Below are 12,021 nucleotides of genomic sequence, written 5' to 3'. Positions count from 1 at the left end.
TTCTAACTACTCTAAAAATTATAATTCATCTTTGTAGTTTTTTGTAGTTTTTCGTAGTTAGGGATGTACGATTAATCCATGGAATCGTTTACAATGTATTTTCTACTATTAATAGTATCAAAAGATGGGAGAGAAGCGAGTGAAAAAGAATAGCTTAGCTTGGCAAATTTTTATTGGATTAATATTGGGGATTATTGTGGGGGCCGTTTTTTACGGTAATCCGCATGTTGAACAATTTTTACAGCCGATTGGTAATATCTTTTTACGATTAATTAAAATGATTGTTGTACCGATTGTGATTGCCTGCCTAGTTGTAGGAGTAGCAGGTGCCGGAGATATGAAAACATTAGGGAAGCTAGGCGGCAAAACCCTGCTTTACTTTGAAATTATTACCACCATTGCGATTGTGGTCGGCTTGTTAATTGCAAATGTTTTTCATCCGGGGACAGGTGTGGATCGTTCTCAATTAGTAAAGTCAGATATTAGTTCCTATGTAACGACTGAAAAAGCAACGGAATCCCACTCCAAAATTGATACATTTGTAAATATTGTACCGACCAATGTCGTACAGGCATTTGCAAATGGAGACATGCTGGCGATTATTTTCTTCTCTGTTATGTTTGGACTTGGTGTAGCGGCCATTGGTGAAAAAGGTAAGCCGATTATCGACTTTTTTAGGGGCACTGCCGATGCAATGTTTTATATAACCAATCAGATTATGAAGGTTGCTCCATTCGGTGTATTTGCTTTAATTGGGGTTACTGTTTCAAAATTTGGACTGTCTTCGTTAATCCCGCTAGGAAAACTGGTTATTACTGTATATGGTGCGATGGCATTCTTTATTGTCGTTATTCTAGGCATTGTAGCAAAAATTTGCGGCTACAACATCTTTAAATTATTAGCCTATCTAAAAGACGAATTAATTCTAGGCTATTCAACTGCAAGCTCAGAAACGGTACTTCCGCGAATTATGGAAAAAATGGAACGAATCGGCTGTCCAAAAGGAATTACATCTTTTGTCATCCCAACCGGTTATTCCTTTAATCTGGATGGCTCCACCTTGTATCAGGCCATTGCAGCATTGTTTATCGCTCAAATGTATGGCATTCATATGAGTATTGGGCACCAGATCACATTGGTTCTCATTTTAATGATTACCTCCAAAGGAATTGCTGGTGTACCGGGTGTTTCGATTGTTGTTCTCTTATCAACCTTAGGCAGTGTGGGCGTTCCGGTAGAGGGCTTGGCCTTTATACTTGGTGTTGACCGAATTCTTGACATGGCTCGTACATGTGTTAACATCGTCGGCAACGCACTAGCCAGCATTGTAATTTCAAAATGGGAAGGGCATAAAGTTGGAGACGCATTTGAGCAAAAAGCTGCCTAATATGAGTAGCTCAGTAAAAGTGACCGATTAATAAAAGAAGGGTTAGCCTCTAGCGGCTAGCCCTTTTTGTTATTTCTAAATAAATATCCCTTTTTGGTAGGGAATTCCCTGACCTATTGAATGAACCCAGATTCTTTTAAGGTTTCAACCAGCTGAGCTTTCGGTTGGAACCCAGATATCCTTTTCACCAGCTGTCCTTCTTGAAAAAATAATAATGTTGGGATCCCCATTACCTCATACTCTCTGATAAACTCCTGATTTTCATCGGAATTCACCTTAACTATTTTTACATCATACTCTAAATCAATTTCTTCTAGGACAGCCCCGATCAATCTGCATGGTGGACACCAGGGAGCCCAGCAATCAATCAAGACGGACTGACTTGTTTCAATCTCCTTATAAATTTCTTGTCCCTCTGCCTGTAAAATACTCATGATTTTCCTCACCTTTCCATTTGTCTTTTGATAGTAGTATATGATGAGTTATACTATAAGTAAAATTAATACTTTGAATATATTAAATAAGTAAAATCTAATGTAGGAGTGAGGTTTACGATGACTTTATTTCAATTAGAGGTTTTCTTAAAAGTGGTGGAAGCAAAAAGTTTTACTAAGGCCGGTGAGCAGATCGGCCTTTCGCAATCGGCCGTCAGTCAGGCGGTGGCAGCTCTGGAATCGGAGTTAAATGTTAAATTACTGAACCGAAGCAGAAGTGGGATTAGTTTAACAAAGGTTGGGGAACGCATCTCAGTTCTGGTTCGGGAATTGATGGTGATACAAACAAAGATCATCCATGAAGCGACGGGGATGACAGAACTGGAAACAGGAACGATCAGAATGGCAAGTATTGCAGGTATGGCGGCTAAGCTATTACCTGGAATGATTAGTTCTTTTAAGAAACGATTTCCGGGTGTAGAAGTCGTGCTATATGAAGGAAACCAAGATGAGGTAAAAAATTGGCTTACATTATCAGTGGTGGATGTTGGCGTGGTCACCGAAGAAAAGCGGGAGTTTGAATTTATCCCCTTGCTCCAGGATAAAATGGTTGTATTTGTTTCGGAAAATCATCCGTTACGCCATCAAGAAGCCATTCATGTAAAGGATATTGCCAGTGAGCCCTTCATCATGCCAAAAGAGTGTAACCATGTTATTCGAAAGATATTTAAAGAACAAGGGATCTCTCCAAATGTTCAATTTGAAGTCAGTGACATTGCCACGATCATCGCAATGGTTCAGGAGGGGGTAGGAAATACGATTCTTCCGGAGTTGGCCATTCCGTCTACCTTATCCAAAGTCACGGCATCCTATTTAAGCCCGCAAGTCTATCAAAACTTAGGGCTAGAGGTGCGTTCAACCCATTTCATGAATCCTGCTCTAAAAGCATTTATCCACGAGGCACAGGAATTCACTAAGAACTTGTCATTGAAATTATTTAATAGTTATCAATCTGTTATTGTGAAAAAAAGATAAAGGGTGTCTACACCAGTGAGGCCGTTTTCAAGTATTTTCACTGCGGGATTGATCATCCTCGAAGCTGACGAAGGGTAATGAAAATAAACAAAGCACCTGCCCGATTCTGGGCAAGTGCTTCTAGCAGGTTATTAAACTTTGAATTTACCTGTAAGTTTTTCTAAGTTATTGGCCATGTTAGACAAGTTGCTAGAGAAGGAGGAAATCTCTTGGATTGACAGCAATTGTTCCTTTGCTGATTCCGCTACGTTTTGTGCATTGGCGGAAGATTGATTTGTGATGGCTGCCAAATTTGTAACAGACATGGCAACTTGCTCTGTTCCTGAGGACATCTGTTGGGATGCCGCTGATACTTCTTGGATTTGTTCGGTGACATCCTGGATGGACTGGACAATACGATTAAATACAATTCTTGCTTCATCCACGACCAGGATACCGGTATTCACATCATCCATACCTTTATTGGCCGAGTTGACTGTATTAGAAGTATTGACTTGAATGCTGGACACGATTGTTGAAATTTTTGCTGCTGAGTCTTTGGACTGCTCGGCAAGCTTTCTTACTTCTTCCGCGACAACCGCAAATCCTTTTCCTGATTCACCGGCCCGTGCGGCTTCAATGGCAGCATTTAATGCTAATAAATTGGTCTGTTCCGCTATATTTGTAATAACATCAATAATTTGACTGATTTCTTGTGAAAGATTCCCTAATTCTTGAACTTTTTCACCAGCTTCACCAACGGATGCTTGGATTGTTTTCATTTGTTCAATTGTTTTTTCAATAACCGTATGTCCCTCATTTGCATCATCAATCGTTTTGTAAGCCGACTCAGTCACGATTCCGGTAGAATTGGCAATTGTCACGATTCCGATGGCCATTTCTCTCATTGCAATCGAGATCTGATCTGTCCCGCCGACTTGTTGTTTGATGCCGGTGGAAATTTCTTCGATAGAGGCAGAAATTTGCTTGGTGGCTACTGAATTTTGTTCAGCACTCGCCATCAGCTCTTCGGAGGATGACGCTACCTCTATTGCCGCTAATTGAACCTGTTTGATAATGTTTTGAATATTTTCCATCATTTTATTAAAGGCAAGTGCCATTTGGCCAATTTCGTCATTACTTCGTACTTCCAATCTCTGAGTTAAATCCCCATCATTATTTGATAATTGATCAAGCTTTTGCATCATGGAGAATAGCGGCTTTGTAATTTTTCTTGAGATAAGGCTGGAAAGGGTTATGCCTATAAAAATGGAAATAATTATAACGACTACACTAATAATGGAACGAACCTTAACTAATTTCTTTTGCTCTTTGATTTTCGCATTCAATAAATCTAGCTGTATCTGCTTAAAATCCGCTACATTGTTTGAAAAAATAGTGTTAATTTGGTAATATTCCCCATTATAAATTTCTAACGTTTGTTCCTTATCTGTAAAAGCGAGTTTCCTCATTTTAGATTCTAAATCCCATAATGTTTTGTTGTTGCTTTCGAGATTTTTTAGAATGGTCTTAGATTTTTGATCGGTAACCTTAGAAGAAACTTTTTTGATATTTTTAGTAATCTGCTCTCCATATTTATCATAGAGGCTTTTTTCCGCCTTGCTGCCAGGCTGAATAATCATTCCTTTTACAGTACCGCTGATCACCGAGTCCTCATATTGAATTTCTTGTGCCAGGTTGTACAATTTCACATCGTTTTGGATGACATCATCATATGATTTACCTAGATTTTGCATAGAAAAATACAGAATGGCAAATCCAACCATACTTACGATTAAAACAGATGTAAATCCTAGCATTAATTTAAACTTAATACTCATATTTTTTCCTCCTGCTAGTCGCAATGTTGTATAGTGAAAAATTGTTCAAATTCAAAAGAGATTCTCCCACTGTGGAATCCTCAGTGTAAACTATGCTAATTTGGAACTAGATATGGTGGTAAACTACTTTCCCATCAACCAGTGTTAACAGAACCTTTGTATCCGGTATTTCTTCTTCTGGTATATCAAAGAGATTTCTTTCCAAAACAACTAGATCCGCGAGTTTTCCCGCTTCCAATGTCCCTAATTCATGTTCTCGGAATGAGCCGTAAGCCGGGCCAATCGTATACGCTTTTAAGGCATCCGAAAGGGCTATCCGTTCATGCGGATGCCATACCTTGTTTCCGCTGCTGTCAATTCTTGTGACGGCACGATAGATTTGTTGAAGTGGATTCAGGATATCGATAGGGAAGTCAGTTCCAAATGCTACTGTTGCACCGGATTCTTGCAGTGTATGAATCAAGAAAACTTGTTTTTCTCTTTCAGGTCCAATTTTGTCAGTGTAAACACCTCGTTCCGACATCGCCAAGTGGTCAGGCTGCATTGAAGCCGTTACACCAAGCTTTTGGAAACGAGGGATATCATCAGGGTGAATCACTTCAATATGTTCCACGTTATGACGGGAGTCACGCTTGCCATTAACCCGTTGCGCTTGTTCATAAGCATCTAAAGCAAGACGGATCGCTCCATCGCCAATTGCATGAAAGCGAATGCTGAATCCCTCTTTATCCGCATCCACTACCCACTTTTTTATCGTCTCAGGTGGAAAAGAGGTCTCACCACATATATCTGGTTGATCAGTATAAGGTTCTAATAAATAGGCTGTTCGAGCAGTAATGACACCATCGATAAATTGTTTGAGCCCAGACACTCGGAGTTTAGTTGAATGATAGGTATTACGTAGTTGTTTAGCATGTTCTAGATCACCATTTAAAGCAGGCCAAAGATGAATACGTGTTGTTAATTCACCCTTATCCTCAAATTTTTTGAAAACCTCGAGGGCGTCTATATTTTTTAACGCATGTAAATCGTGAACGGAAGTGACTCCAAGGCTTGCTGCATGTTTTAAGAAGTTAGCGAACATATCCTCTTTTTGTATGTCCCTGAAATTGAAGGCGTGTTGAATGACAGCATCCATTGCTTTTTCATATAAGAGGCCATTCGGGTCGCCATTTTCATATTTTCCGATTACTCCGTAAGAAGGGTTTTCTGTTTGACCGGTAATATTTGCAGTTTCTAATGCCTTTGAATTTACCCAAGCATAATGTCCTTCTGCATGGAACATAAGGGCTGGACGATCCGGGATGATTTGATCTAATGAATAACGATCAGGTAATTGTTGAGTATCCCAGTAGCTAGCATCCCATGTGAATCCAATGACCCATGGGTTTTCCGGATTTGATTGGGCAAATTTGTTAATCATTTGAAGTGCTTCTTCTTCCGAGCGGGCCGCAAACAAATTGACACTTTTAAGGGAAACAGCACCTTGCATAATATGAAGATGAAAATCATGGAATCCCGGCATTATAAGCTGGTCGTTGAAATGATAGTTTTTAGTGTGTTCTGCCGCGAAATATTCCATTTCTTCTTTAGAACCAATTGCCATAATTTTGTTGTCTTTGATGGCTATGGAAGCAGGTTTTGGCTGGTCGGATAGACCCGTAAATACTGCATTACTTGAAATAATGATATCGGCTAGATGTTTAGCCATGTTTCACCCATCCCCTCATTAATCTTTCCAACGTTTCTTTTTCAGCAAATTGGAAAATGAACGTTCCAATTCATCATAAAGTATCGTCTTACTCGAGAGTCAATGTGACAAAAAAAAGCCTTGAAATGATTATGTCATTTCGAAGGCTCTTTAATGGGAATTTGTATTTCATAAAATGCTTCATCGTATTGATCTGTTAATGATATGTCAACCTGCATGATTCGAACAGCGTCACCTATAATCTGGTAGCCATGAGTATCAATATAACGAAGTAGTTTTTTAAACTGTGCCAGCATTTTTTCCCTAACAACTCCTCCATAATAAGAACAAACATAAAGTCCTTTTTCAAGTTTGAGTGTTGGGATTACTGGCTCTTCATTTTGTACAAGTATAAATAATTGGGATTGGTAAGTACTAATTTGATGGGATAAATCAGAAGTATGACGTAATTCGTTAAAGTACTCTTTTTTAATAAAATCTCCAAATATATTACTTGCCAATGCTGGAATGGCCCCACCAATCATATTTTCTAACTCTAGGATTCCTAGATAAAGGTTTTCTTGGTCCTCCCAACCTACAGGTTTTTCAAGCTGAATGTATTTACGTTCTTCGAGTTGTTTGATTATGATATCCGAATCTAGATAATGATTTGTAAAATCCTCAATATTGGATAACCTTGTGGTTAAAATATCACGAATCTCTTGCAATTCCTGGATTTTATCCTCAATATTGCCTATTGATTTTCTTAGTAATTGAACGGATTTTTTGACATTGCGATTGGTTAGAAAGTCCTTAATTTCTTCAAGAGAGAAACCAACTTTCTTTAATTCTTTTATGGTCCCAAGAACTTCATACTGATATATGGAATAGTAGCGATATCCCGAATCCGGGTCAGTCAGATACGGTTTCAGCAAACCTATTCTGTCGTAATGGCGCAGCGTGTCGACTGTTACATTTCGCAGTTTCGCCATTCTTCCTATACTCAACTTATTATGCATGGCCATTTCCCCTTTTCAAATCAAAGAAATAATAGGTAATTTGTCGAATTATTCTTTATTATAAATGATGGATTTCATTTCTGGATATAAAAACATAAATTCTCATTATGTTGGAACCCATTGCTTTGGCAAGGGGAGTTGAGGTGAAGGATCTTATTACTGGGGAGGGGCTTGGAAGCATCTCCTTCAGCAGCAACATTCGCGATATCAGTGAACGTAAACAGGCTGAAGAAAAGATAATGAAATTGTGCATAATGGATCCTTTAACCAGATTTTCTAATAGGTTCTTATTAAATGATCGTCTTACACAGGCAATTGATCAGGTAGATGAATCGGCAGAACATCGGAATTATGTATATTGATTTGAAGCGGTTTAATTAATCCGATTGGTGAGTAGGTGCTTTATGATGTATGTTCGTATATAGTTTTTAGCTACCCCCATAATCCATTTATGCTTGATCGTATTCTTTTAATAGGAATACAAAAAGCACGAGGGGAATAGTATGAACAAACTGACCAAGGGCGCTCTTTCCATGGTGTTAGTTGGATTTGTCACGTTTTCTGTCACCAACTCTCTACTAGTTAATCAATCTCCTAATCAAGCAGCAGGAAAAAATCCTGCCGGTGACAATAATAAAGCGGAGGAAACCAACGAAAAAACGCTGAAGGATCTAACGCCAACAGCCAAGGTGAATCCGGAGCCAACCAAGCCGTCTACTAACAGTACTGCTGCTCAGGTAGATTTAAATAATAGCCAAAAGAATAATAGAGTAATTGTGGCTGTTCAATCGAAAAAAAGTAATTCCACCAAGGAAACTTCACCAAGTCCTGCTCATGTAATTACCACAACGACTGCTACACATGCCGTTACAGCGACACCTGCCATTAGTGCACCATCAGTACAAACAACGACAACCACTTCGTCAGGATCTAATACAACAAGTACGAACACCACAACAACCAACAATGGGCAAAAAGTATCCCAAGCTGCTAAAGATAAGGCTGCTAGCCGTCGAGACATCAGAGAAATGAACGGTAAGAAAAAGTAAGTCAAAGGGTCACAACAAGAAGGTGGTCCTTTTTGTTGTAATTAAAAATGGCCTTCCCTAAAAAGGGAAGACCTGACGCCTTACATATATTCCTCACCCTTCATCATGGAAGATTCCTGAGTTACATTTCCATTTCGCTTCAGTTTATTCCAGCCAACAGTTACTCCCTTAATCGCCGAGAAGATCGATTTAATGACCACATATGTCATTAATTGTTTATATAGGATTCGTTGCAGAAATAAGGAAACGAGCGGTTTTGGACTTTCCTTCTCCAATCGAAACGCATATAGGGAAGTAAAGAAATCCAGCAGATAAAATAGGGCAAATCCTATCGCTGCCTTTCCAGGATGTGGACCAAACAGGGCAATTATGAACAGGATATCTGCAATCGGTGATATGGTTTGGTAAAAATATTGGAAAAGCCACATGTTTGGAAGGCCGATATAACCTAATGAGTTATGTTGCTTATTGAATAAAGCCTCGCGATGCTTCCATAAGCATTGGAGTGTGCCATAAACCCACCGGTAACGCTGTTTTGCCAGACTTTTAATATCCTCCGGCACTTCCGTAAAGGCATACGCTTTTTCTTCGAATTTAATCTTCTTTCCTTGGCGTAAAAGCGTAAGAGTAATATCGGTATCCTCGGCCAATGTATCTTCTTTAAAGTAACCAGCTTCTTCTACTGCTGTCTTTCTCCAGGCACCGATTGCGCCTGGTACAACCGTAATACAATTGAGAGTAGCAAAGGCCCTTCTCTCTAGGTTAAAGCCTGTTACATATTCGATATGCTGCCAATTTGTAAGAAGGTTTCCCTTATTGCCAACTTTAACATTTCCTGAAACTGCTGCCACATTTTCATTTTTAAAATGGTGAACAAGAAGGGAAATGGCATTTTCGGCAATGAGAGTATCCGCATCGAGAGCCACCACGATTTCCCCTTTTGCTTCTTTAAAACCGAGATTAACAGCGGACGATTTCCCTCCATTGGGTTTGGTCAGCAATCTGACCTGGGCGTGTTCTGCATACGTTTTTTGGACAACCTTAGCGGTATCATCCTTAGAGCCATCGTCGATAATTAGGATCTCAAAAGCAAGGTAATCGCTGGATAAAATGGAATCAACCGTTTTGCAAATCACTTTTTCCTCGTTATAGGCAGCAATAACAACACTGACAAACGGTGTAAAGCCGGGGTCGATCTTGGAATCCTTGTCCCTTTTTATCTGCTTTCTTGAAAGAAATACGAAGATTGCCATCCGTAAGATTCCTAAAAGGATCGCTGAGTAGAACAGGAAGCTTAGTCCGTAATGCCAGCCTTGCAAGAGCTTGAATACTGCCTTGTCATAAACCATATAAGGGTTGTTTTGACTTGCAGGGGGCATAATCTGAGTATGACTCTTTCCAATAAGCTGGCCAATGGTGGTAAATGTGTAACCTCGCTTTTTAAGCTCCTCAATGATCATCGGCAGGGCCTTTACAGTGTTGGACCGGTCACCGCCAGAATCGTGAAGCAAGATCACATGGCCTTCTTTTAGCTGATCCAATACCCGCTTTACAATTTCATTACTTGATAGCTTTTTCCAATCGTCAGAGTCATTTAATTCTCCGACCATGGAATACCCCATATCCTGTGCCCGTAATATAGGTAACAGTTCTTTCTTTGTACTTGGTTCCGCATTAGCTACATACGGCGGGCGGAAGAGTGTCATCGAACGGCCGGTAATTTCTTCAAAAAGTCTTTGAGTGGCATTCAGCTCCCATTTCGTTTGCCATGAGGCGATCGATGCTACATCAGGATGGGTAAAGGTATGATTGCCAATTTCATGGCCTTCTTCATACATCCTTTTAACGAGTTCGGGATGCTGCACTGCATTTTCTCCAATAATGAAGAAAGCCCCTTTAATATGATTCTTGTCCAAAATGTCCAATATTTGCGGCGTATAGACTGGATCCGGGCCGTCATCAAAGGTAAGGACGACTTCCTTCGTTTTGGGTTTGCCATATCGAGTTACATTATATGGCTTGGGTAAATCCGTATAGGTTTCGGTTTGAATCAGACCTAGTGAATCTAATCGAATCGTTCTGTTCCCTTTTTCTGATTGAGAATCAATTTTTAGAATTTCTCCGGCACCCGTATAGTGAACAGGTTCAGGGTTCACTAAGGTTTTAAGAGTATTGGATGGATTTTCCATTTCTTTTGTTTTATTGATGTAATTCCAAATCGAAGGATCTTCGGAACCAAGACGCCAAACCGCTATTCCGCTTGCGCCGCTATCTACAGCCAGCTTCATTTGATTATAAAAAGTAGCACCATCCAAAAACCAAACAATATGTTTTTTTTCATTTCGTTTGTACTGTAAATAAGGGTTACCTGTCTGTTGATTCCAATGGATTTGGAGGTTGTTTCCCGCTCCGAGATTCATGATATCCCCGAACGTCATTGTAGCTGCGGGTTGCTTGGAGTTTTCTTCCCAGTCATAACCGTAAATCCCCAAACCGGCAATTAATTTATCAGAAGGAATAGGGAGTTGGGTTAAGCTCTCCTTTGCCCAATCCGATTGAGCCACAGGCCCCGGTTTACTTATGGAGTTATGCTGGTCATAAAGCATGACAATCATCCGATCAACGTTTGCTGCTAAAGAAATATAGTCAAAACTTTTGTTTTTTGGCGGGACATCTACTGTGACCATGAGCCCATGTTGATGAAAGCTTTTAGATACTTTTTCAATAAAATTGGTGAAATTCTCTTTGTCATTTGGCATGATTCCTTCAAAGTCTATATTAATCCCGTCAAAGTCATTGGTGCTTACATAGGTTAACAAATTTTTACTAAAACGATCTTCAGCACCCGGTTCAGTGAATAAGCGGTGCAGTGTCTCGCCATCCCATTTATGGTTAATAAAATTATTCACTAATGGAAGAACCTTTATATCATGTGCTTTTGCCTCTGCAGCAATTGAACTTTCCGTACTGCTTTTAAGGGTAAGGTCAGGTGTAAGCTGCAGCCAGTCAGGCACTAATGTTGTAATGGAATCGGTATTCCTTTTGAAAGACATTTTGCTGTTGACGTCCCAATTGACGTAAAAACCATACACTTCCTGTTTGTTGGATAACCTCGTATTTTTTTGGATAAGTGGGGAAGGATTGGTTTTTTGAATCTGTGTTGCCAGTTCTGCTTCACTGAACTTGGTATTAATCGGCTCAATCCCGTTCTTTGCTGTGCTTTCATCCAATTGCAGCTCAGGAAATGCCGGGTTTGTATTAAGACTTTCAATAAAAATGGTAGAAGCTAAAACGATTAATACTGCAAAGCATGCACTCATTCGTTTAATGATGGACCAGCGTCTTTTTGCAGGATCCAGAAAAACCTGTTCCTTCCTTCGCTCGTTTTTTCTCAGCCCCAAGTTGTAAAGCCAGTGGAAGAAAAAATAACAGACAAGTCCAATCAAGCTTCCAAAGACCCCTGATAAGATGGCTTGCATAGATTCCATTTTCATTTTAAAGGCAGAAAATAACGGGTAATTTTCTAATATTCTTAAATCCAGGGTTGGTAAATGACGAATGTTAGGGATAAAAATCGTAATTAACGT

9 protein-coding genes are annotated in these 12,021 nt (G+C 39.7%); 4 read left to right on the top strand and 5 right to left on the bottom strand.

Features of this window, described 5'->3' with window-relative positions; translation table 11 throughout:
- Positions 1-139 precede the first annotated feature (139 nt).
- Positions 140-1,387, top strand: a complete 1,248-nt coding sequence (locus ACI3K6_RS07510) for a cation:dicarboxylate symporter family transporter (RefSeq protein WP_435554328.1) — start codon at positions 140-142, stop codon at positions 1,385-1,387.
- A gap of 113 nt (positions 1,388-1,500) precedes the next feature.
- Here the strand turns inward: ACI3K6_RS07510 and trxA are convergent, their stop codons facing one another.
- Positions 1,501-1,821 carry a thioredoxin gene (gene trxA, locus ACI3K6_RS07505; protein WP_435554327.1) on the bottom strand — a complete coding sequence of 107 codons (321 nt, stop codon included), beginning with the start codon at positions 1,819-1,821 and terminating at the stop codon, positions 1,501-1,503.
- A gap of 120 nt (positions 1,822-1,941) precedes the next feature.
- On the opposite strand from trxA, the gene ACI3K6_RS07500 reads away from it, so the two are divergent.
- Positions 1,942-2,856 (top strand): LysR family transcriptional regulator, encoded by a 915-nt coding sequence (locus ACI3K6_RS07500; RefSeq protein WP_435554326.1) that lies wholly within the window; start codon positions 1,942-1,944, stop codon positions 2,854-2,856.
- 131 nt (positions 2,857-2,987) lie between these two features.
- On the opposite strand, the gene ACI3K6_RS07495 is transcribed toward ACI3K6_RS07500, so the two are convergent.
- The 3 genes from ACI3K6_RS07495 to ACI3K6_RS07485 form a co-directional block, all read right to left on the bottom strand.
- Positions 2,988-4,676 carry a methyl-accepting chemotaxis protein gene (locus tag ACI3K6_RS07495; RefSeq protein ID WP_435554325.1) on the bottom strand — a complete coding sequence of 563 codons (1,689 nt, stop codon included), beginning with the start codon at positions 4,674-4,676 and terminating at the stop codon, positions 2,988-2,990.
- A 106-nt stretch (positions 4,677-4,782) separates the two neighbouring features.
- On the bottom strand, positions 4,783-6,387 hold the full coding sequence (locus ACI3K6_RS07490; RefSeq protein WP_435554324.1) for an amidohydrolase: 1,605 nt from the start codon (positions 6,385-6,387) through the stop codon (positions 4,783-4,785).
- Between the two features lie 134 nt (positions 6,388-6,521).
- Positions 6,522-7,385: a MerR family transcriptional regulator gene (locus ACI3K6_RS07485; protein WP_435554323.1), complete on the bottom strand. Its 864-nt coding sequence runs from the start codon at positions 7,383-7,385 to the stop codon at positions 6,522-6,524.
- 143 nt (positions 7,386-7,528) lie between these two features.
- On the opposite strand from ACI3K6_RS07485, the gene ACI3K6_RS07480 reads away from it, so the two are divergent.
- Both ACI3K6_RS07480 and ACI3K6_RS07475 read left to right on the top strand, forming a co-directional pair.
- A complete protein-coding gene (locus ACI3K6_RS07480; protein WP_435554322.1) occupies positions 7,529-7,747 on the top strand; it encodes a hypothetical protein in 219 nt (72 codons plus the stop codon).
- A gap of 141 nt (positions 7,748-7,888) precedes the next feature.
- Positions 7,889-8,434, top strand: coding sequence for a hypothetical protein (locus tag ACI3K6_RS07475; RefSeq protein WP_435554321.1), 546 nt, complete (start codon positions 7,889-7,891; stop codon positions 8,432-8,434).
- Positions 8,435-8,514: 80 nt separating this feature from the next.
- Here the strand turns inward: ACI3K6_RS07475 and ACI3K6_RS07470 are convergent, their stop codons facing one another.
- Positions 8,515-11,829 (bottom strand): trifunctional glycoside hydrolase family 18/polysaccharide deacetylase/glycosyltransferase family 2 protein, encoded by a 3,315-nt coding sequence (locus ACI3K6_RS07470; protein ID WP_435554345.1) that lies wholly within the window; start codon positions 11,827-11,829, stop codon positions 8,515-8,517.
- Between the last annotated feature and the right edge of the window lie 192 nt (positions 11,830-12,021).

It is taken from the genome of Neobacillus solisequens (genome assembly GCF_051233465.1).
Classification (GTDB): domain Bacteria; phylum Bacillota; class Bacilli; order Bacillales; family Cytobacillaceae; genus Neobacillus.
The sequence above is the reverse complement of the archived record's forward strand: the minus strand, read 5'-3'. Positions and strand labels throughout refer to the sequence as shown.